This window comes from Microbacterium sp. 2MCAF23 (assembly GCF_052115565.1).
Taxonomy (GTDB): domain Bacteria; phylum Actinomycetota; class Actinomycetes; order Actinomycetales; family Microbacteriaceae; genus Microbacterium.
Window position 1 is genome coordinate 59,126 of the sequence record NZ_JBFRGY010000008.1, and the last position, 21,670, is coordinate 80,795.

The following is a 21,670-nucleotide window of genomic DNA, read 5'->3' on the forward strand; positions in this document are numbered from 1 at the left end:
ACTTGGACGGCACTTGGAGAGTTGCCCGGAGGCCTGCCCGAACGGGCTACAGAGTATGCGACGATCTGCCGTCTCATTCCAATGTACGCCGGGACGAGTGGATGGGAAACCCTACAGCGATCGGCCCGCTGGCATCCCGGCAGGCTCGACTCCTTGCTGTTGCAGCGATGTGGTCGTGTCGGCGAGATCGCGTGCGCGCCGGATCGCCTGGCGAGCTCGAGCCTGGTCGATTCTCCGCGCCGTATTGTCCGTGGTCGGCCCGAGCGCCTCGGCAGCGGTAACCCCGTAGCGGTCGCGATATGCGGCGACCACGCGGACATATCGCATCCAAGCACGTCTTTGCGTGGCGTTCGCCGGGCACTCCCCCAACTCTTCTATCCAGGATGTGCCGTTGGCGATCGCATCGTCCGCGAGCGCCGCGGCTCTCTTGACGATGAGGTGGTGTCTGTCGGTGAGGGCACGTCGCATGCCAGGATCGGTGACGCCGACGGCGGCTGGGATGAGACCGGCGATGAGTCGCGCCGGCGCGGGCTGGCGGCCGGTATCCGCGGGCTGTGCTGCCGCGCGTTCCAGGCGATGGTGCAGGACGGACGCGATGTCGGCCGAATCCTCGATGCTCCGCGCCCGGATCAGGCGTGGAAGCAAACTCTCGACGTCGTAGTTGTTGGCCTCGGCGCGGCGGAACTCGGCCATGAGCGCGCCGAGCACGTCCGAGTCGATGACCTGCTGGATCTGCTCCTCGGTGAGTCCGGATGTCTGGATGAGGGTGATCCATCTGTCGCGTTGGGCTTCGGTGGCGATGGTCTCGTATTCGGCGGCGAGCTGCGCGATGCTTCCCCACCGTTCCTGCTCCGCGGTGATCGTCTCGTGGGCGGACAGTTCGGCTCCGGAGTGTTGGATGACGCCGAACAGCACTGCTCGTGCTGCCGCGGTCGGGTCTGCTGTCTCGGGTGGATGGTCGTGTGCCTCGTCTGGTCTGTCGGTGGCGACATACGCGTGGTTCTGGTCACGGCCACGGGTCATCGAGACGTACAGGTTCTCCCGGGTCATGGACGTATCCACGAGCACGTGCGAGGTATCGACCGTGATGCCTTGCGCCCGATAGGCGGTGATCGCGTACCCCAGGTCGAGGTGTTCCGCGACGTACGCCGCCGGGAGAACGACACGACCGACCCGGTGATCGAGCGGGCGGAGGATCGCGGATCCGTCAGCCTGGATCTTCGTGATCTGCCACCGGTCGCCGTTGCGCACCCAGCGACGCCCCGTGCCGAGGCGCCGGTCATTACGCCGGGTGATGACCGTGTCGCCGGCGGCTGCGCTGGCACCTTCGCGGAGTCGGACCTCCCCCTCTTCCGGTGTGACGGTGCCGGCGAGGATCAGGTCGGTTTGGGCCCGGAGGTTGAGGGCAGCGACCGATTCGGTGGAGCCGGTCACGAGGATCGAAGCCCGCCCGGCCATCGTGTCCGCACGCCATCCGTCATACGCCGCTGTGATCATCGCCTCGGTGGTGCCACTGGTGACTCGCTCGTGTTCGAGGTAGGCGTCGATGACGTCGGTGTCGCCGAGACGGAGCTGCAGAGACGCGGTCCTCTCCCAGGCGTTCGTGAACCGGTGCACATCGACCAGCTGCGGTGCATCGTCACGGTCACGAACGAGAAGCCCGAATGCGCCCGAGGCCTCGACCGCCTGGAGCTGTGAGTAGTCACCGACCAGGAGCACCTTCGCCCCGACGTCGGCGGCCACCTGCGTGATGCGGTCGAGCGCGAGCGTGCCCGCGAGGCTCGCCTCGTCCACGATCACAAGTTGGCCAGGCCGGAACGTCGCCCCGGTGGAGAGGTGGTCGGTCCACCATTTCGCGGTGTTCTCCGTAGCGATGCCGAGGTCATCGGCGAGGACTTGCGCGGCGACCGCGGACGGTGCCAGGCCCAGGACCGAGCCCCGGCCGTGCTCGGCCTCCCACGCGCGGCGAAGCGCGAACATCGCCGATGTCTTCCCCGCGCCAGCCGGGCCGACGAGCACGTCGACCTGACGGCCGGCCGCGGCGATCGCCGCGAGGGCCTGCACCTGATCCGGAGCCAGCATCCGCCCTTGACGATCGGGGCGAGTCGCGATCCGTTCGACGATCTCTAGCGGGACGGTTGGCCCGCTGGTTACGTGTGTGCGGTCAAGGAGTCGGGATTCGGCCTCGAGCAGTGCTTCCGAGGAGAAGAGCGTCGAGTGCTTCGGCCGAAACGCACTCGACCCGTCCGACCGTTGGAACAAGACCGGGACCGACGCAAGCTCCGGTGGGGTGAGACGGAGGGATGCCTGTTCGGCGGCATCGACGACCAGCCCGGTCACAGCTTCGCGATCCTGCATGGACGCGAACCGGTATCCCATGAGTTGCCGGGACGCTTCGGCCACGAGGTTCCACCGGTGCCACGTCGTGCGCTTCTCACCGACTGTCTCCATCACCGCTGCACCGATCCCACGGATGAGATCCAGTGGGATGTCGTCCGCGCGCAGAAGCCGTTGCCTGGCATCCGGGGTGATCGACCGCACCCACTCCCCCACGTCCCGGCCGAGAACGCTGGCGGCACGTTGCCGCCACTCTCCGGTCAGGTCGGCGAGCGAACGGACCTTCTTCGGCGGCCGGGTAGTGAGGGTTGCCTGGGCGCGGAGCTTCATGATCGTCGCCGGCGACGGCCGTCGCCCGTGGGCCTCGAGATAACTGTCGATGAGGCGGTCGGTCTCCTCGTCGATGTGCTGGGCGCGGGAAGAGAACTCGGTCATGAGTACTTCGGGAACTGTCTTTATCGCCCAGGCTCGGTTGCGGTTCCGACCCCGATCTCGCGCTTCCCATTCGACTCCGAGGAGACGTGTGAAGTGATCGGCCACGACAGCCTCGTGGAGTTCGGAGAGCGCGACGGTCGCCGCGTGCATCGGCCGGCCGTCAAGCGAACGCCACTTCCCGTCGAGCACAGTCTTCACCTTGTTCGACACGACAACGTGCGTGTGCAAGTGCGGGTCGTTCGCGCGGGAGTCGTAGTGGTCGTATGCGGTTGCCGCGAACCCGAACGTGTCCACCTGCGCAACCGCCCCATCGTGCAACGTTGCACCGACCCGGGTTGCGGCAACCTCACGCTCCATGAAATCGAGGACCTCAGCAACCGCCCGATGATGCGCATCCACGATCAGCGATTGCAGGCCCGCGTCCGCAACCCCCCACAGCACCGACGCGGACTTCGGCAACGAGAACGTGTAGTCGTACCCGGCGACCGCGGACCGGTGCCCGCGCCGCCGCTCCTCGACGATGATCGCTTCGACGGCCTCGACGCGGCTCGCCGGACCGAGGCCTGGATCGAGCGCGGCGACGCGATCCGCGATCCGCTCGTCGACCGTGCGGAAACGTTGGAAAGCGACCCCGAGCTGGTCGCCGGTCACCGGGTCGCGACCGGCGCCGATAAGTAGACGAAGCTGCGGCTCCGACACCTCGTCGCCCGCGTTGATCTCGCCGTGCCCGAGCTGCGCCAACCCACTGCCGAGCCAGGTGCCCGGCGGGGTGCCGGCTTCCGTGTAGTAACGGGTCAGCGGCGTTCCGAGAGAACGGTCACCATCGCCAGACACGACGGTGCGCAGGAGATAGTCGACGCCTTTCTCCGCGCTCATCACCCGCATCGAAACCGTCACGCCACCCACCCTCCTGACAAGCAGGTGAGCGTGCAGGAGCCGCAGGTCCCACACCGAACGGGACCGTGGACCTCTCGTGCAAGAGGCGTGGTGGCTCAGAATGCCTGCGGAAGCTCAGAGGACCGGCGGTCGAAGGTGACTCCCGAAGCACGTGCCGCTTCAGCCATCGGTGACTTTCGTCGTCGAAAGCCCGATGTGTTCTCCAGCCCTGGGACGCACGGTGGGCGCGCTCTGAGCCGCTGGGAGACAACCGCCAGGACTGCTCCAGCCCGGACTCACCGCCAGGAGCTGTACGGCAAGAGGCCTTTAGGTTCAGTTGTCACCCAGATCGCTCCACAGCCAGCCAGCCCAGCAGCGGGATCCCCGGAGTCACCGCCTGCCGCTATCGCGGATCTGGTCTCCGGCTTCCGCGACTGCGTTCTTCGGATCGAGAGCGATGGCCAGGTGCTCGGTCTCGCGGAGCGGATCGATCTGCGAGACCTGCATGGTGCAGCTGAACCCGTCCGTCAGCACGCGTGCCTCTGGGCCTCCCCTGTTGAGCGCAGGAATGATCGAGTGCTCGGCGACCTGCATGGAGAGATCGAAGTGCTCGCTCTCGAACCCGAAGTTGCCCGCCACACCGCAGCACGACGAGGACTCCACGACGTCCGGGACCCCCCAGCTGCTGAGCACCCTGCGCTGCGCCTGCGAGCCGAACACCGCATGCTCGTGGCAGTGCGTCTGAACCACGGCGCGCGCAGGCGCGGGAGCCGAAGGGACCCAGCCCCGCTGCATCGCCTCGTCCACGGCCACCGCGAACGACCGCACGCGACGAGCGACTCTGTCGGCGGCCTCGCCGCCGACGAGCTTCGGCGCTTCGTCCCGGATCGCGGCCGCGCAGCTCGGTTCCAGCACCACGATCGGACGGTCGGTGCCGTCGTCGAGCTTCTCCACCAGGTTCGCGAGCCGCCGTGTCGCGCCGTCGCGCTGACCGGTCGAGATCCAGGTCAGTCCGCAGCAAGCGTCCGGCGTGCATCCGACCTCGGTGCCGCCTTCGCGGAGCACGCGCGCCGCGGCGGGGATCACCCGCGGGCGGAATGCCCGCGTGAAGCTGTCCGCGAAGAGGAGAACGTCGGCTGCGGGGCTGAATTCCGCCTCCGCCACACGCCTCCGGAGTTCACGGTGCGGCGCGAACGCCGGAAGCCGTCGACGAGCGCTGATCCCGAACCGTTCCGCCACCGATCGCAGAATTCCGATCCGTGCGCCCACGTTCGCGAGGCCGCTGACACGGGTGATGAGCGGGAGCCAGCGCGGTAGCCATCCGATCGAGTAGTGGGTGAACGGACGAAGCCGCCCACGGTAATGCTCGTCGAGAAGCTCCGACTTCGCCTCGGCCATGTCGACCCCCGTGGGGCAGTCGGTCGAGCACGCCTTGCACGAGAGGCAGAGGTCCAGTGCTTCTCTCACTTCGGGGCGCGACCAGCCATCTGTCCCGCCGCCCTCGCCGCGGGCGAGTTCCTGGAGTACGCGGGCGCGACCGCGTGTCGAGTCCTTCTCGTCTTTGGTCGCCCGGTAACTGGGGCACATGAACCCGCCGGACGTCGCTCGGCATCGCCCAACGCCGATGCACGCGTGCGCATTGCCGAGGCTGTGCACAGGCAGCAGACGGCTCGTGTCCGGCTCCCTAAGCCCGTCGAGGGCGAGATTGGACGTGTACGGTGCGGGATCGACGATGATCCCCGGATTGAGCAGGTTCTGCGGATCCCAGACGCCTTTGAACGCCGCGAACAGTGCGATGATCTGCGGCGAGTACATGACCGAGAGCAGCGCGCTCCGCGCGCGCCCATCGCCGTGCTCCCCAGAGAGCGAGCCTCCATGTCGGACCACGATCTCGGCCGCGCGCCGCGTGAACGCGGCGAAGTTCGCTCGACCGGCCTCGGTGCGCAGTTCGAAGTCCAGTCGCATGTGCACGCAGCCGGCCCCGAAGTGCCCGTACATCGACGCGGTATATCCGTGCTCCTCGATCACCGGTAGCAGCTCGGAGAGATAGTCCGCCAGCCGCTCGGGAGCAACCGCCGAGTCTTCCCATCCCGGCCACGTCTGCACGCCGTCGAACCGCTTCGAGGACAGACCGGCGCCGTCTTCGCGCACCCGCCAGAGCCTCGCACGCTCATCGGGATCCGTGGCGATCACGTGATCACGCACGCGGCCATGCTCGCCGAGATGCTCCACGAGCAGCTCGCACTTCGCGGCTGCGGCCGCGATCGTGTCGGCGGAGAATTCGACCATCACGTAGGCGTCGCCCGCCGGCAGCGAACTCACGCTCTCTTCGCCGCGACGATGACGCATGATGTCGACGATCGAGCTGTTGAGTCCTTCGATCGCGCTCGGGCTCATCGCGAGCATCGTCATCACATCCCGTGCCGAATCGACCGTGTCGTCGTACCCGAGGCACAGCAGGGCGGTCGGGCCGGGCTTAGGGACAAGACCGACCCGCGCGCGCAGGAACACCGCGCACGTGCCCTCCGTCCCGGCGAGCACGCGCGCGAGATGGAAGCGATTCTCAGAGAGGAGCTGACCCAGTTGATAGCCCGAGACCTGCCGGGGAATCGTCTGGAGTTCGAGGCGCAGCGCCGCGCGATGCTCATCCGCGAGCGTCTGGAGGGCCTCGTTGATCTCCGCTGCACGGGAGACGGAATGGCGGTCCCGGGGGTCCGCGGACCGCAGCCCCCCCTCGGCGGCGACGAGGTGGGCCCCGTCGATGGTGAGCAGTTCCACCTCGAGGACGTGGTGCGACATGCGGCCGTACTCGACGGAGTGGTTTCCGCAGGCGTCGTTGCCGATCGATCCGCCGACGGTGGCCCTGCTCATTGACGACGGATCCGGGGCGAAGGTGAGCGCACCGTCGGAGAGTCGCTCGACGTGCGTGCGGAGCTCCCCCAGGACCACGCCGGCATCTGCCCAGACGGAAAGGGTGTCGTGGTCGATGTTGCCGATCGTCGTCATGCGCCGCGACAAGTCGATCACGATTCCCTCGCCGACGGCGTTGCCCGCCATCGACGTGCCTCCGCCGCGCACGGTGACGGGGATCTCCGCTTCCGTCGCCGCCCGAAGGATCTCGCGCATCTCATCGACCGTGCGCGGAAATGCCACCAGCTCCGGACGCACCCGATAGTTCGATGCGTCGTAGGAGTACTCCTGCCGGCGATGCTCCGAGGCATCCGATTCGATGCCGGCCGCCGTCAGACGACTCACGAGCTGCGCGGCACGGAGCGACCGCTCCTCGATCACGGGCATGCGTTTGCAGCTCCTATTTCGCGGAGGCGTCGAGGAGGTGCTCCTCGGCCTGGTGGACCAGGAACTCGGCGAGGAACGCCGGGATCGGTCGGGAACGTTCGGCCTGCACATCGACGTTGACGTAGACCGTGGAGATCTGCGCCACGATCGCGTCGTCGCGGACCATCTCGAAGGACATGTCGAAGCTGCTGGTGCCGACCCGCGTGCATTGCGTCCGAACCGCGACCTGCTCATCCAGGCGGATCGGGGAGCGGTACCGGACGGTGGTCTCCACCACGGACGGATCGAAGCCCTGCGCGAGCAGCCCGGTGAGCGAGAAGCCGCCGGCTCGCAGGAACTCCGTCAGCGCAGCATCCGCGATCTCGAGGTAGCGGCTGTTGAACAGGAAGCCCTGGTTGTCGATCTCCGGCACTCGCACCCGGTGCACGTATGTGCTCACGGCGCCTGCTCTGCAAGGAGCTTGGCGTAGACGTCGGGGCGCTGGAGCGCGAGGCCCGGCGCCTCGGGCTTCGCCCGCGACGCCGCGAGCAGGTCGAAGTCCAGGTCACCGAAAAGCACCGTCTCCTCCCGCCGGTTGCCGGAGATCGCGAGCAGCCCGTCGTTGAGGCCGAAGGTCTTGTCGACGGGGGTCGCGATCACCGCCTCGCCCACGGCGTGCATGGGGGCGTCGTGGGGCGACCCCGACGAGCCGACCAGCGGGGACATCACGACGAAGAGCTGGTTTTCGATCGCCCGCGCACGGCACCCGGTGCGCACGCGATGCTCGCCGCGGGAGTTCCAGGTGAGCGACGGGCAGAAGATGATCTCCGCTCCTCGATTCACCAGGTACCGGGACAGCTCCGGGAACTGGATGTCCGCGCAGATCAGCATCCCGGCCTTGCGCCCGCCGACCTCGATCAGCGTCACGCTGTCACCGCCGCGCATGCCGAGATCGTGTTCCTGCGGTGTGAGGTGAATCTTGTCCTGCGTGTACTGCCGACCGTCACAGGTCGAGAGATAGGCCGTGTTCTTGAGCAGGCCCTCGTCGTCGATGCGGAGCAGGCTTCCGCCGAGGACATCCAGTGCGTACTGCTGCGCCATCGCCTGCTGAGCCGAGACGATGGCCTCGGTGTGGGCCGGCAGCGTGTCCCAGTAGTGCTCCTTGAGCGAGTCCGCAGCGACCGGCTCGCCGTCGATCGCACCCAGCAGCCCCGTGTCTGCGAGCTCGGGGAACACCACGACCCCGGCACCGCCGGCGGCCGCCTTCGCGACCAGAGTCTCCATGTGCTCGATCAACCGCTGCGGCGACCGCTCCGCCCGAAGCTCGAACTGAACCGTCGCGACGCGCATTGTCGACATTGCTGTTCTCCCGGTGGATCTCGAGTGCTCTTCGGCTGACCTCCGCAGGGATCCGTGCCGGATGCGGCCTCATCCTGAGCGAGTGTCTCGAAGCTAACGCGCCGCCCGCTCCATCGGGACTGGAAGAATGCCGAATCGCGTTCTCATCCGTCGTTCACGTCACGAATCAGCCGGCGTGGGCGCCGAGGCTCGGACGTGCGAGCGAAACGGCGTTCAGCAGCTCGGACCGAGTGCCGCTGACGAGGTCGGCGGTCAGCTGCCCGCAGATGGGCGCGGTGAGGGCGCCCCAGGCATGGCCGGCGTTCACATACACACCGTCGGTCTTGTCGACGATGGGCAGGCTGTCCGGCGTCAGGCAGGTGAGGCCCGCCCAGAGGCCTGTGATTCCCAGCCCTCCGAATTGGGCGAACCGCTCTCCGGCGATGTCCAGCATTGCCCGGGAGGCGTCGAGCGTGATGTGCGGGTTGAGCGAGTTCAGTCCGTCGACGCTGTGGCCGACATAGACCGAGCCGCCGCGGTTCTGGACCAGCGTGTCGTCGTATCCGAGCATATCGCCCCGCAGGGGCGCCGACTTCGTCTTGCTCGCCCACGGCTCGAGGGCACCGGCTCCGAAGGTGCCCCGGAGCCCCCTGAGGATCGGACCGTTCTCGCCGGGGACCCTCTGCGTCATCACCTGACCGTAGCGGAGCGTCTGCATCGGGAGCACGATCCCCTCGAGCTTGAGATTCGTGGCCCACGCTCCCGTCGCCCATATGACGCCGCCCGCATCCACTCGACCCCGAAGCGTCTGCACCCCGAGGACCTGCTCCCCCGACCTGATCGTCGAGAGCACCGGTGTGTGCTCGAAGACCTGGATTCCCCTTCGCTGACATGCCGCCGTCAGTGCCGTCAGGAACTGATGCGGATCGATCTGGGAGTCCTCGTCGCAGAGCGCGCCGGCGACGGCACCCTCCGGCATGATCCGCGAGGCCTGACTGAGCGCCTTGCCCGTCAGCAGCGACACATCGAGACCGGCCGCTGTCCGCTCCCGGCAGTACTCCTCAAGCCCCTTGGCACTGTCGGCATCTTCGGCGAAGACGATGCCGCCGCGCTGGGTGAATCCGAACACGTCGCCGAGTTCGTTCCGGTATTCGTGGTACTTCGCCACACCCGCCCGCGCGAGGTCCAGTTCCGCGCCGCTCCGCTTGGTCTGCACCCAGAGCGCTCCGGGGTTCCGGCTGGTCGCCCCGAAGCCCACGAACCGCTGCTCGACCACGACGACTTCGAAGCCGCGCTTGGAGAGCTCCCAGGCCGTGCAGAGTCCGACCATCCCGGCGCCGACGACGACGATGTCCGCCGTCGCGAGAGCATCTTCGCTCATGGATCCTCCTCCTGATAGACGCGGGCGCAGTTCCGGCTTCATTCAACCGCGACTGAGCACCCATGCTCAGCCCTTGAGATCTCCGAAGCAACCCCTACCCGCTCAGTAAATCTTCCAATGGAACCGTAGTTTTACCAAGAGTATGGTGATCGTATTCTGGATCGGAGGAGGAGAATGCCATGTCGCCCGCAGACGATGCAGTGACCGTGACGGACCTGCTCGACGCCTTCGCCGGGGAATTCCACCTTCGCCCCCTGGGCATCTGGCCGCAGAGCAGGCCCATCTCGAACATCGTTCTCTTCCGTGAGATCGCGGAAGAGAACGTCACAGTGAGCACGCTCGTGCTTGCGGGTGCCCGGGATATCGCCGACCTGCGCCTGGCTGCTGCCAGCTGGTCCGACGCTTTCCCGACGGTGCTGATCGCCGGGGTCGACGCGGTTCCGTTCAACGGCAACATGCCGAGCGCTCCGCCGGTGATCTCGGCTCCCACGGACTTCTCCGCCGCGCGGTTCATCGCCGCCTTCTCCCGCTGGCTCGACCCGGCGGAGATCGCGACGGCCCGGAAGCTGGCGGCGATCCAGAGCAGGTTCAATCTCGCCCTCGCCCACGTCGACCCCGTACAGGATCTGTTCCGGCGGGTGAGCCGCCAGCTGGGCGGAACGGTCGCCCTCGTTGATGACGCCGGACGGATCCACTCGAGTTCCGGCCCCCTCCCGATGTCGCAGGTCGGTCAGGTGCTCGATAACAACGCCGCACCCGTGGTGCGCATCGACACGGAGAAATGGCGAGGGGCGGCGATCCGAGTGAGGCTCGGCTCCGCGCCCGGCGCCTCCGCCGCCGGCTGGCTGATCGGCCTGGTTCCGGCGCCGCACAGGTTCGAGAACACGCAGGTCGCCGCGCTCCAGCTCGCGGCTCCGCTGTTCGATACGATCCTGATGCTGCGCAGCGCCACGCAGGAACACCAGTACGCCGTCGACTCGGCCCTGCTCGCCGAAGCCCTCGCCTTCCGTCCTCTGCGGCACGACGCGGATCTGCAGGGGAAGCTGCTGGGCAGCGGCATCTCCTTCACCGAGGATCTGCACGTGGCGACCCTCCAGCCCCGGACGTCGCATCTCCCGACGCTCCGCCGGCGCGTGAAGCAGCTCGTGCCCGAACTCAAACAGGCGCTTGATGCGACAGGCATCCGCAGTCTCGTCACCGAGCAGGATCAGCACCTCGTGGCTCTGGTGCAGACCAATGTCGGCGAGCTCAGGCGTGTGCTCACCGCTGCCGGAGGCGGGCTGGGAGACGCCCGCGTCGGCGTCGGCCGCGCCGTGCGGTACGCGGCTGATATCGCGTCCTCCTACCAGGACGGCATACTCGCGCTGCGGATCGATGCCGTGTCGCTGTCTCCGCGGGCATTCGCCGCAGCGATGAACTTCGACTACGCGTTCCGGTTGTTCTCCGAGATCGGTCTCGAGAGGATGCTGGAATGGGCTCGATCGTTCTTCGCTCCGTTGTTGGAGCGGGACACCCTGCTGTCGGGCCTGCAGGCGTACTTCGCGTTCGATCAGAACATGAACGCCGCTGCGGAGGCGCTCGGCATCCATCACAACTCACTGCGCTACCGCATCGCGAAGGCCGAGGAAGGACTGGGTGTGTCGCTCCGGTCGCCGTCCGCGATCGCCTCCGTCTTCCTCGCGATCACGGCGCTCGAACTCGGGCACGAGCTGCGACCGTTCTCGGCGAGGAATTCCTCCGACCACATCGCGACCGGCGACGCGATCGCCTCGCCGGGCCTGGACCGGCGCGCCAGCGTCGCGCCGAGCGCCTCCGGTGTGGTGGTCAGCGGGGAGGGATGAGCGCGGGAGGGACACCAGCCTTCGGCGTCCCTCCCGCTCTTTCACCGACGGGATGATCTCAGCGCACTATGATCCGCTGAGCTGCTCCGCGAGCATCTTCCTGTTGATCTTCGACGTCGTCGAGTTCACCGGCAGTTCCGCGACCACGACGATCTCACTGGGCAGTTTGTACGCAGACAGCCTGCTGGCCGCGTACCCGCTCAGCACGTCGATGTCGAGGTCTTCCGCTCCCGGCGTCACGGCCGCCACAACACGCTGTCCGTAAATGTCGTCCGGAAGGCCGACGACAGCGGCCTGCGCGACCATCGGATGGCTGTTCAGAACGGCTTCGATCTCTGCGGGGGAGATGTTGGTCCCCCCGCGGATGATGACGTCGGAGAGTCGTCCGACGACGTAGACGTACCCGTCCTCGTCGACGCGAACGAGGTCCTTCATCCGATACCACCCGTCCGGCGTGATCACCTCGGCGGTGAGTTCCGGATTGTTCCAGTACCCGAGCATGAGCCCCGGTCCGCTTGCGAGCGCCTCGCCCACCTGACCAGGCTGGACGTCATTGCCCTCCGGATCCACCACCCGCAGCCTCTGTCGCGGAACCACGCGCCCGGCCGATCCCGGCACCGGCTCCGGATTGTCGTGCGGGTCATACGTCACCAGCGGGATGCACTCGGACGCGCAGTAGGCGTCGAGCACCGCGCTCCCGGTCAGTTCCTGCCACGCGGCGAACACGGCCGCGTTCGGCGGTTCGCCACCGGAGATGGTCAACCGCAGGTGCGAGAACGCCTCAGCCACCTCGGCCCGCCGCTCGTGGCGGACGAGCTTGGCGAACGTCACGGTCACGCCGGCGACGAAGGTCACTCCGTGTCTGCGCGCGAGCTCCACGAGGATCTCCGGTCGGCCGCGTTGAGCGATGATGACGGTGCCGCCGCGATACAGCACGGCGAGCGTGGTGCTTGCCAACCCGTACAGCCACGCCATCGGCAGGCCGATCAGGGCCCGCTCGGCCTCAGAAAGGTGCCAGACCTCGGCGTACGTCTCGGCCGTGTTGTCGACCGTCGTTGCCGACAACATCACAGCCTTCGGATCACTTGTCGTACCCGACGAGAAACAGATCAACGAGAGCGGTTCCCTGAGCCCCTCGGGATTCGGACGCACGTCTTCACGGAGCCGGGTGACCTCCAATTCATCGATGCCGACCACCGGAAGGTCTGCACCGGCGGCCGCGATGAGGCGGGCGTGGGCCGGACTGGACACGACCACCAGGGCCGGATCGCTGATCGTCAGTGCCTTCAGGATGTCGTCGTCGCTCGACGACGGATAGACCGTGACCAGCACGGCCTGGAGCTTCCAGATCGCGAGCGCCGTCGCCACGTAGAGCGCCGAGCTCTCCGCGACGAGGGCGATCCTGTCTCCGGGGGCGACCCCCGCGTGCGCCAGGCGGTCAGCACGCGCATCCGCGATCTCGATGAGGCTCCGGTACGTGACCTCCCCGCTCCCATCTGCGATCGCCACGTTCTCGGGGTGTGCCTGTGCGACCCGCCGGATGCGGTCGTAGCAGTTCGGCGCTGTCATCGTGCCGTCCATCATGCCCTGCCCTTCTCGCTCGTCTGCGCTCGAACGCTAGAGGACTCGGTCATGCAGGCCCCTGATGATCTGCGCTGCCTCTGCGGACATCCTGCGCACGACCTCACCGGCCGGCAGCATCTCGTGCACGAGCCCCAGAGTCAGACCGACCGGCATCATCCCTTCTGCGATGTCCCCATCCTGATAGCCGGTCTCCACGCGGGTGCCGGCGACGGCGTACTGCGCCGGGAAAGACGCATCCGACCCTCCGGACGCCCACTGCTCGGTCCACTCGTTCGAGAAGGCCCGCATGCGCTTTCCGCTGTAGGAGAAGGTAATGTCCGTGTCTTGGAACCTGCCGTCGATCACGCGCTGCTTGAACGCGTCGTGCCCATACGCCTCCGGGGTGGCGATGAATCGCGTGCCGACCCAGGCACCGCACGCGCCGAGCGAGAGAGCGGATGCGAGACCTCGGCCGTCGGCGATGCCGCCGGCGGCGATGACGGGAACATCCACGGCGTCGACCACGGCGGGCACCAGGGTCATCGTGGTCACATAGCCGGTGTGCCCGCCCGCCTCGGTGCCCTGGGCGACGATGAAGTCCACCCCGGCATCCGCATACTCCTTCGCCTTGCCAAGGGAACCGGCGAGCGCGATGGTCGCGATGCCGCGCTTCTTGCACTCCTTCATGAACCAGTCCGGTGCCGCGAAGGTCAGTGAGACGGCCGCGGGCGCCGTGTCCAGTACGATCTCGACCTGATCCGCCACCGCCCCCTTGGTCAGCAGCGCCTCGACGCCGGCCATCTTGCCGCGTTCGTCCTCGGAGAGTCGACCCCAGAGCTCACGGACAGGCTTCCAGGCCTCCTCGTCCTCCGTAGTGAGTGAGACCGGAAGCAGGAGGTTGATCGCGTAGGGCTTGTCAGTAAGAGAATCGATCTTCTCGATCTCGGCGATCAACGCCTCCGGCATGAAGCTCACGCCACCCAGGCAGCCCATTCCTCCGGCATTGCTCACCGCGGCGGTCAGCTCCGCCTGTGCCACGCGTGCCATGCCCGCGGAGAAGATGGGGTGCTCGATGCCAAACCGCTCGGTCAGGGTCGTTTTCACGGGTGTTCCTCTCATCGGGTCGTCGGCTCCATGCTCGTGCTCGACCCTGCCGTTGGGCCCTGGAACTTTCACAACTCGTTCGCCGGCGATTGAGCTTGTTCACAGTGGGGTGACTCGATCCGGCTCCGTAGCGTCAGGACAATCATCCACGCCGAAATCAGGCCGGAGCGTTAAGGAACACGTGTATGCCGTCGCTTGCTGCTGTCAATTCCGCTGTGAAGTTCTTCGACGATCTTGAGCTCGGCACCCTTTGGCGATCTGAGGCCCGGACGATCACGGAGTCCGACGTCGTGACCTTCGCGACGTGGTCGGGCGACATGCATCCGTTGCACGTGGACGCCGAGTACGCCAAGTCGTCCCAGTTCGGCCAGCGGGTCTTCCACGGTCCCGGAGCCCTGTCGCTCGCCTTCGGCCTCGAGATGCGCCTGGGTTGGAAGATGGGCTCGGCGATCGCGTTCCTGGGAATCGATGACTGGCGGATGCCTGCGCCCATCTTCATCGGTGACACGATCCACATCCGCGAGGAGCTCATCGAGCTTCGGGCATCGGCCTCGAAGCCCGACCGTGGCATCGCGCGCACCCGCGTGGAGATCGTCAACCAGCACGGTGACATCTGCCAGCATGGCGAATGGGCTGTGCTCCTGTTCAAGAACGCATCAGCCGCCCTGGCCTGAGGAGCGACCAAGACGCCATGCCAGTCACAATGCCCGACGGCAAGCGCTTCGCCGTTATCCTGAGTCCGGATTTCGACGCGCAGAGCGTGTGGATCGGCACCTTCCGGTCCGCGTCCCAGACGAACCTCTCCCGCGGCGAGTTCGGCGCGTTAGTCGGGGCTCCGCGCCTACTGGACACGTTCCGCAACGCCGGCATCAGGACGACGTGGTGCATCCCTACCCACACCATGCAGACCTTTCCCGATGCGGTCGCGGCGGTTGTCGAAGCAGGCCACGAAGTCGCGGCACACGGCGTTTACCACGAGTACGTGCCCAAGCTCGAGGAGCCCGAGGAGCGGAGGCTGCTCGAGCTCCAGTTGGAACTGCATCAGAAGCTGATCGGGAGGGTGCCTCGGGGCTACCGCTCCCCCGCTCTCGACATCACCGTCAACACGATCGCGCTGCTGGAGGAGCTCGGGTTCTCCTGGGACTCCTCGCTGATGGGCCGGGACTTCGAGCCGTATCACCCGCGGACAGTCACCGAGATCAATCTCGAGTCTGCGAACCGCTTCTCTCCGCCGTCGTCCATCGTGGAGCTCCCGGTGTACTGGGCGCTCGACGATTTCCCCGAACTCGAGTCGTTCAAGGGCAGCGGGCTGATGCAGAGCAACGACGCCGTGCTCAATCGCTGGAAGCACACGTTCGACTACGGTTACGAGCGCAGTCCGGGCGGTGCCATGACCATCACGATCCACCCGCAGACGATCGGGCGCGCCCACAATCTTCTGATGCTCGAGTCCTTCATCGAGTACGTATCCGCGCGCCCCGGCGTGTGGTTCCCAACTCTTTCCGAATTGGCCGACGCCTGGGAGTCGGACTGAGGTCACCGACTCCAAGCATGCATGACGCCTCGACAGGCGTCGGCACGCTTGGTGAGGACATCGTGCGAAAAATCTAGACCAGTTGATTCAGTCGGGACCGCGGCTCGAGCTCGCAAATGCCCGCCGGGGGCCGCGGGTTGCGGATCAGCTCGAAGTCCAGAGCTTGCTTGATGCACGCCCAGGTGAACGTGGTGTTCCAAGGGTTCACCGGGTCGGGGAAAGTCCTACCTCGGCCGCGCGCTCACCAAACAAGCCTGCCAGCACGGCTACCGCGCGCACTACCCCCGCATGCCCAACCTCGAAGAGACCGGGCATCCCGCGCGCGACCTGCCCGGCGGGAAGGAGAAGGCTCCGCGAATACGCGGCGCTCACGCTCCTCGTGACCGATGAATGGCTCCTCGAACCGCTCAGCGATGACGTCCGTAGCATGCTCCTCGAACTCCTCGAACGGCGCTACCACGACTCGCCGACCGTGTGCCAGACCCAGTATGCAAAGAAAGACTGGCACCAGAGGCTCGGCGGAGGAGTCCACACCGACGCGATCATGGACCACATCGTTCACAACGCCATCTGGATCGAGACCGACCAGACCAACATGTGCGAACACACCGCCACCACCGGGTGACTGCCCGCCAGTCAGCGCCGCCGCGGCGCCTGGCGGAGACAGTCCTGGGGGTGCCGATCCAAGATCCCAATACCGTTGAGGGGGGGCGGTCTCGATCACCCCATCCACAGCATCGTCCGTCGCGTGAGCAACGAGGCGAGCGTCGGCTGACTCCGGATGGAGTCAGCCGACGTTGCTTGTTACTGGCGTCCGATGCGAGCGTAGGTCTCGGGCCTCGTACGCTTGTAGACCGCCGCGAGAACAATGCCGAGTGCGAACACGCCGATGATCACGGCCATCAGAATTGCAGCAAGGGCGTCCCCGCCCACGAGGAGCGGAAAATTGGCTGCCGCAAGACTCAACCCGGCGCCCAGACCGGCGATCGCCACGACGGGGAATACGATCCGGCTCCACACGGAGTGGTTTCGACCGTGACGGTGCAGATAGATCGGGACGGCGATCGCACACGCGAAGATCACGCCGAGGATCACAAAGCTCGTGATCCCGAGCATTGCCGTATAGAAGCCGATCGCCGAAACCCCTGCGAGAACAATGATCACGTTCAGGAGCAGACCTGCCCCGCTTGTCGCGATTGACGAGATGTGAGGCGAGCCGTGGCGGGCGTGCACACCGCTGAGCCTCTTCGGCAGAATGCCGTCGGCACTGAGGTTGAAGCCGTATCGTGCGGTGATGTTGTGGGCCGCAAGGAGGACAGCGAAGGTGCTCGTGTTGACCAGCACCGTCGCAACGTCGGAGAGCACCTTCCCACCGAAAGCCTCAAGGCTCTTCGTCATCGATCCGGTCGGGTCAGCAGTGGCCGCTGCCGCAACATGGTCGACACCGAGCGAATTGATGAAAACCAGCGACGACACGCTGTAGGTGACCATTGCCACGGCGATCACGGCGTAGGTTACTCGCGGAATGACGCGGTCGGGGTTGCGAACCTCCTCCCGGAAGAGGACTGTCACTTCGAAGCCGCCGTACATGCCGAGCGCGAAGAGCAAACCGAGAGCAGGTGCACCGTCAAGCCAGAACGTTGGAAGCATCGGAGCCATGGAGATGCCGGCATGCTCGAAGCCACCGTTGATGAAGACCATGAAGTCGTAAACGACTATGACGGCGATCTCGAGGAACAGGAACACCGTCAGCACTTTCGCCGAAAGCTCGATCTTCAGGTAGCCCAGGATTGTGCAGGCGATCCAGAACATGGCTCCCCAGACATACCAAGGGAGATCAGGGCCATGAAACGTGCTGTGGACCAGCTCGCCGAAGACCAGGCCGGCGAACGGGAACGTTCCGGCATAGACGCAGAAGTAGCCCAAGAGTGCCACGAGGCCGGATCCGAGTCCGACCTTTCGGCCAAGGCCCGCGGTGATCATGGAGTAGAAACCGCCTGGCTTCGGCTGGATCTTCGACATCCGCGTGAATCCGACGGCAAAGCTACCCAGAATGAGGCCTGCGGCGATGAACGACATCGGAGTACCCAGGCCTGCGCCACTGCTGACCATGATTGGGATGATGCCGATCACGACGACCATCGGTGCGTTGTAGGCGAGCACGCTGAAGAACAACCCCAGGAACCCCATGTTGCCCTTGAGGTGTGGTGCGCTCTGGGGTGGTATGTCGACCGAAACAGGACTCATTGCGTTCATTTTCGAATTGCCCATCTGAGTAGGGAACAGTTGTCGCGATGCTCGCCGCGAGGTGCCGCATTAGATAGAACACCGACGATTGAGAGGAACTTATCCGCAGAGGAGCCGGTCGCTGATTGTTGATTCTCATAACTGCGAGCTCCCGGTTGGTGTATCCCACAAGCGGACTGCGACCAGCCGGTCGACTTGGCCACAAGACGAATGTGCCGGGTGCCGTCACCACACCGTGAGCGCATTGACGTGTGGACGGAGGTCCCCGCGAAGGTCGTTGACTACGCGGGTGCGCGTGTCGAAGATCATGGTCGATCGAGAGGTCATGTCGTAGCACGGCCACTCGGAGGTATCTGTTGATGGGTCGCCCGTCGTAACAAAATTCATCCAGGCAGCGAACATGTCCTCGCCGACGTTGAAGCGGTCTCCACTCCGGTCAGCGGCAGCCCGCGCGTCGTCGGAGTCCTCACCGTCCCAAGCTGTGCCGTAGCGCTGTCGGCCGAAGACGAACGGGAGCTCGATGCCGTGCGGCGACCACATGCCGCCGAAGCATGGCGTTTTCCAATGGCATTCATAGGCGAAGACTGGAGCTCCTGTCTGCTGTGCCATGGCGGACGACAAGCGCAACGAACTGTTCCAAAAGCCGATATCCGTCGAGATTCGGACCAGCAGCTCGTTCTGCGATAGCGACGGCATAGCCACCCGGTATTTGTCGATCAGGGGGACGAGCTCCTCGACTTTCACATTGTTGACAATGGTGTAGGGTGCCAGTCTTCGCGCAAGATCGAGATCGGTGTTGGATTGCAGGTCCTGGTTCAGGATCGAACCGAAATAGCCCACGGTCTCGTGCAGATTGGTACCGACCATCGTTGGGATGTGGCGAGCCGTCTCGGGCGCGCGCTCGGCCCAAGGGTCGCCCGTCAGGATTCTTCCGTCGATGACCGGACGGTATCTCAAGTAGTTCGTCAACCCGTTCGGCGTCAACGCCGGGTCCGTCACCTTCTTCATGTAGCGCAGAATCGTCTTCGCCGGGGCGGCCTGCAAGCCCCGCAAATCGCCCTCGCGGATGCCCAGTTCCCGATACATGCCAGCTGTGAGGGCTGCAGCGTCCGCGGCGGCGGTGAACCGTAGCGGTGCGCCGCTCATCACGATGGCCTTATGGAACAGGCCGGACGCCTCTTCCATGGCCATTAAGGTCATGACCTTGCCGCCCCCTCCGGATTGCCCGAAGATCGTGACGTTGCCCGGGTCCCCTCCGAAAGACGAAATATTGTCTTTCACCCATCGCAACGCCGCGACGAGATCGAGTTGGCCAGCGTTTCCCGAGCCGACGAATCGCTCATCCGTCGTCTCGCCAAGGTAGGTATATCCGAATGCGTTCAGCCTGTGGTTGACACCGACCACGATGACGTCCCCACGACCCGCCATGCGTCCGCCATCGTATAGCGGCGCACCGGCCGAACCGGAGAAGTATCCGCCGCCATGCAGCCATACCATAACCGGCCGCTTCGACGTCGACGTAGCATAGTCGGGTGCCCAGATATTGAGAACCAGACAATCCTCGTTCTCCTCGCTGGAGTCCACCCAGCCGGGCAAGTCCCGGTTGTTCTGTGGACACTGAGGACCCAACTCGAGCGCATCTCGTACCCCCACCCAAGGCGAGACCTGCTGAGGCGGGGCGAAGCGATTCGGTCCCGCCGTCGAAGCCCCGTAGTGGATCCCCTTGAACACAGCCAGCCCGTCCGCGACCCTCCCGCGCACCTTGCCGTTTCCTGTCTCTACGATCCGAAACTTGTCGCTGCTATGCGTATAGTGACTGTTTTTCATTGTGGATCAGTCTCCCTAGGTTGGCCTCAGACGCTCACGGGGAACCTCGTGCATCGCGGGAAAGCAATCTCGCCGAACCGACAAGGGAGAAACGAGTTGCCTCCTGTGCGAACTCCGTCCGTTGGTCGCGTCACGGCTCAGGAAGCAACCACGGGCAGTTCGATATAGGACGGGCGGGCGGTGTCGTGATAGAGCCGTTGACGCGCCGTGACAAATCGGGCATCGCGCTGGTCACCCGTGTTCAGATTGCGGTCCCAACGAGGGAAGCAACTGTTCGTGATCTGCACCCGCAAACGATGGCCGGCGAGGAATACATTGCTCGTCGACCACAGGTCGATCTCGATCTCCTGCAGTTCGTCTGCGCCGCTCTCGATGCGGAAGATCCCGTCGGTGAGGTTCAGTGAGCGACCATCAGGCTCGACGTCGCACAGACGCGCAACCCAGTCGGTCGACGGCGCCGAACTCTGGACATGCAGCCGCACTCGGACGGGCCCAGTGACCTCAAGGTCCTCCGTGAGCACATCTGACGTGAAGACAAGCACATCCAGGCGCCCCTCGATGGGCGCCTGATCAACAGGCCCGCGCTTGATCGGGCTGAGGTTGAGGACTCCGCCAAATGTGGGAACGGGATCGGCAGGATCGTAGTAGATCTCGCTGGGCGCTGCATCGACAGCAGGTGCCGTCATACTGAGGCCACCGTCGGCGTGAAGATTCCACTGCTCGTTATGGGCACGTTCCAAAGGCCAAGCGTCCTCGTCGCGCCATTCGTTGCGCCCCATGACGAACAATTGCACAGGCGGCGCGCTTTTCGCGGGCGCGTCATCGACGAGATGATCGCGCAGGAAGGCCAGAATCTCGTCGCTCCACGCACCGCTCGGATAGGAGTGCGCATCGCGCATGGAACTGATCCCGAAGTCCCGATCGCCGACCATGTTCATGAATTCGCTGTGCGACCACGGGGCGATGATCAGTCGGGTCTGACGTCCGAGCGCCCGCATCGCCATGTAATTGTCGAGGGTTCCTTGCATGAGACTGTCGAACCAGCCGGTGGTGAAGAAGCTGGGAACCTGAATGCGACCGTGTTGGCCTTGGACGCGCTGGTGATGGGTGGCTTCGAAATCGTTGGCCTCGCCGATCTCAACGAACACGGGCGTGCCGTGTCGACGTAGCACTGGCAGCTCGTTGACCGGCAGGCCCCAATAGCCGTCATCCACCAAGCGCTCGATGTCGGAAAGCAGTGCACTGGAGCGCTCCTCCAGTTCGTCCTCCCCCAGGCCAAGGCGTGTCAACCAATCGAGGCCCTCGATCAGCGACCACCCGGTGATGACGGCCAACTCGACGGCCCCGCCACGTGCCACCAGGTCGTTGCGCGGCTCGGACCAGGTCATCAGCGGTGTGATCGCCTTGAGCGCCGGCGGCTGCTCAATAGCTGCCATCAACTGGGTGTTGCCGCAATAGCTGCCGCCGATCATGCCGACGCGACCGTTGGACGAGGGTAGCTCCGCGGCCCAGGCGATGGTGTCCGCACCGTCGCGGCCTTCGTACCGGCCAGGCTCCCACACACCGTCTGACGCATGGCGACCGCGAACATCCTGGATGACCACGATGAAGCCCCGCTGAGCCGCTTCGGTAGGCGATATGCCGTTCCATGCGTTCTCGACGATGGAGCCCTTGTCGTAGGGCGTGCGGACAAGCAGGGTCGGCCATGAGCCCTCACCCGCTGGACGGTAGATGTCCGCTCTCAGCACGACGCCGTCGCGCATGACCGCAGGAACATCGAACTCCACCACGACTGAGTCTGCAGATTGAAAGGCCACGAACTGATCCGGCCGCTGTTCCGCCCTGCTGCCGCTCTGTTCTTCGATCGCCGGGTTCGCAGTCATGCGTTTCTCCATTCGTATCGCGTTCGGA

Annotated in this window: 13 protein-coding genes and 1 pseudogene; 4 read left to right on the forward strand and 10 right to left on the reverse strand. The window is 65.5% G+C overall.

The features are described from left to right. Positions 1 to 111: 111 nt before the first annotated feature. From mobF to AB4078_RS09930, 5 genes are all read right to left on the reverse strand, one after another. Complete coding sequence (gene mobF, locus AB4078_RS09910; protein WP_441977077.1) at positions 112 to 3,657, reverse strand: MobF family relaxase; 3,546 nt, start codon at positions 3,655 to 3,657, stop codon at positions 112 to 114. A gap of 381 nt (positions 3,658 to 4,038) precedes the next feature. Then, positions 4,039 to 6,945: an FAD-binding and (Fe-S)-binding domain-containing protein gene (locus AB4078_RS09915; protein WP_441976991.1), complete on the reverse strand. Its 2,907-nt coding sequence runs from the start codon at positions 6,943 to 6,945 to the stop codon at positions 4,039 to 4,041. 13 nt (positions 6,946 to 6,958) lie between these two features. Further along, a complete protein-coding gene (locus AB4078_RS09920) occupies positions 6,959 to 7,384 on the reverse strand; it encodes an acyl-CoA thioesterase (protein WP_441976992.1) in 426 nt (141 codons plus the stop codon). Beyond that, the gene (locus tag AB4078_RS09925) at positions 7,381 to 8,283 is read right to left on the reverse strand and encodes a nitrilase-related carbon-nitrogen hydrolase (protein ID WP_441976993.1); all 903 of its coding nucleotides are present in this window, start codon (positions 8,281 to 8,283) and stop codon (positions 7,381 to 7,383) included. Before AB4078_RS09925 ends, AB4078_RS09920 begins: the two co-directional genes overlap by 4 nt. A gap of 166 nt (positions 8,284 to 8,449) precedes the next feature. Continuing rightward, a complete protein-coding gene (locus tag AB4078_RS09930) occupies positions 8,450 to 9,643 on the reverse strand; it encodes an NAD(P)/FAD-dependent oxidoreductase (protein WP_441976994.1) in 1,194 nt (397 codons plus the stop codon). Positions 9,644 to 9,822: 179 nt separating this feature from the next. Here AB4078_RS09930 and AB4078_RS09935 point away from each other — a divergent pair, with 179 nt between their 5' ends. Further along, positions 9,823 to 11,484 (forward strand): PucR family transcriptional regulator, encoded by a 1,662-nt coding sequence (locus AB4078_RS09935; protein ID WP_441976995.1) that lies wholly within the window; start codon positions 9,823 to 9,825, stop codon positions 11,482 to 11,484. A gap of 66 nt (positions 11,485 to 11,550) precedes the next feature. On the opposite strand, the gene AB4078_RS09940 is transcribed toward AB4078_RS09935, so the two are convergent. Both AB4078_RS09940 and AB4078_RS09945 read right to left on the reverse strand, forming a co-directional pair. Continuing rightward, positions 11,551 to 13,068 (reverse strand): class I adenylate-forming enzyme family protein, encoded by a 1,518-nt coding sequence (locus tag AB4078_RS09940; protein WP_441976996.1) that lies wholly within the window; start codon positions 13,066 to 13,068, stop codon positions 11,551 to 11,553. 33 nt (positions 13,069 to 13,101) lie between these two features. Next, a complete protein-coding gene (locus AB4078_RS09945; RefSeq protein ID WP_441976997.1) occupies positions 13,102 to 14,151 on the reverse strand; it encodes an NAD(P)H-dependent flavin oxidoreductase in 1,050 nt (349 codons plus the stop codon). Positions 14,152 to 14,336: 185 nt separating this feature from the next. On the opposite strand from AB4078_RS09945, the gene AB4078_RS09950 reads away from it, so the two are divergent. The 3 genes and pseudogenes from AB4078_RS09950 to AB4078_RS09960 form a co-directional block, all read left to right on the forward strand. Next, positions 14,337 to 14,825 (forward strand): MaoC/PaaZ C-terminal domain-containing protein, encoded by a 489-nt coding sequence (locus AB4078_RS09950; protein ID WP_441976998.1) that lies wholly within the window; start codon positions 14,337 to 14,339, stop codon positions 14,823 to 14,825. Beyond that, positions 14,780 to 15,685, forward strand: coding sequence for a polysaccharide deacetylase family protein (locus AB4078_RS09955; RefSeq protein WP_441976999.1), 906 nt, complete (start codon positions 14,780 to 14,782; stop codon positions 15,683 to 15,685). The genes AB4078_RS09950 and AB4078_RS09955 overlap by 46 nt, the downstream gene beginning before the upstream one ends. Positions 15,686 to 15,864: 179 nt before the next feature. Further along, positions 15,865 to 16,310 (forward strand): annotated as a pseudogene (locus tag AB4078_RS09960) (ATP-binding protein); the annotation flags it as partial. A 179-nt stretch (positions 16,311 to 16,489) separates the two neighbouring features. Here AB4078_RS09960 and AB4078_RS09965 read toward each other — a convergent pair. The 3 genes from AB4078_RS09965 to AB4078_RS09975 all read right to left on the reverse strand — a co-directional run bounded on the left by AB4078_RS09965 (position 16,490) and on the right by AB4078_RS09975 (position 21,642). Continuing rightward, positions 16,490 to 17,956, reverse strand: a complete 1,467-nt coding sequence (locus AB4078_RS09965; protein WP_441977000.1) for an APC family permease — start codon at positions 17,954 to 17,956, stop codon at positions 16,490 to 16,492. 201 nt (positions 17,957 to 18,157) lie between these two features. Then, positions 18,158 to 19,759, reverse strand: coding sequence for a carboxylesterase/lipase family protein (locus AB4078_RS09970; protein WP_441977001.1), 1,602 nt, complete (start codon positions 19,757 to 19,759; stop codon positions 18,158 to 18,160). A gap of 137 nt (positions 19,760 to 19,896) precedes the next feature. After that, positions 19,897 to 21,642, reverse strand: a complete 1,746-nt coding sequence (locus tag AB4078_RS09975) for a CocE/NonD family hydrolase (protein WP_441977002.1) — start codon at positions 21,640 to 21,642, stop codon at positions 19,897 to 19,899. Between the last annotated feature and the right edge of the window lie 28 nt (positions 21,643 to 21,670).

Bases quoted from the DNA above. Each gene is read 5' to 3' on its own strand.
- AB4078_RS09970 (WP_441977001.1), bottom strand. From the start codon at position 19,759: ATGAAAAACAGTCACTATACGCATAGCAGCGACAAGTTTCGGATCGTA.
- AB4078_RS09950 (WP_441976998.1), top strand. From the start codon at position 14,337: ATGCCGTCGCTTGCTGCTGTCAATTCCGCTGTGAAGTTCTTCGACGAT.
- AB4078_RS09915 (WP_441976991.1), bottom strand. From the start codon at position 6,945: ATGCCCGTGATCGAGGAGCGGTCGCTCCGTGCCGCGCAGCTCGTGAGT.
- mobF (WP_441977077.1), bottom strand. From the start codon at position 3,657: ATGCGGGTGATGAGCGCGGAGAAAGGCGTCGACTATCTCCTGCGCACC.
- AB4078_RS09935 (WP_441976995.1), top strand. From the start codon at position 9,823: ATGTCGCCCGCAGACGATGCAGTGACCGTGACGGACCTGCTCGACGCC.
- AB4078_RS09940 (WP_441976996.1), bottom strand. From the start codon at position 13,068: ATGATGGACGGCACGATGACAGCGCCGAACTGCTACGACCGCATCCGG.
- AB4078_RS09955 (WP_441976999.1), top strand. From the start codon at position 14,780: ATGGGCTGTGCTCCTGTTCAAGAACGCATCAGCCGCCCTGGCCTGAGG.
- AB4078_RS09975 (WP_441977002.1), bottom strand. From the start codon at position 21,642: ATGACTGCGAACCCGGCGATCGAAGAACAGAGCGGCAGCAGGGCGGAA.
- AB4078_RS09965 (WP_441977000.1), bottom strand. From the start codon at position 17,956: ATGGGCAATTCGAAAATGAACGCAATGAGTCCTGTTTCGGTCGACATA.
- AB4078_RS09925 (WP_441976993.1), bottom strand. From the start codon at position 8,283: ATGTCGACAATGCGCGTCGCGACGGTTCAGTTCGAGCTTCGGGCGGAG.
- AB4078_RS09930 (WP_441976994.1), bottom strand. From the start codon at position 9,643: ATGAGCGAAGATGCTCTCGCGACGGCGGACATCGTCGTCGTCGGCGCC.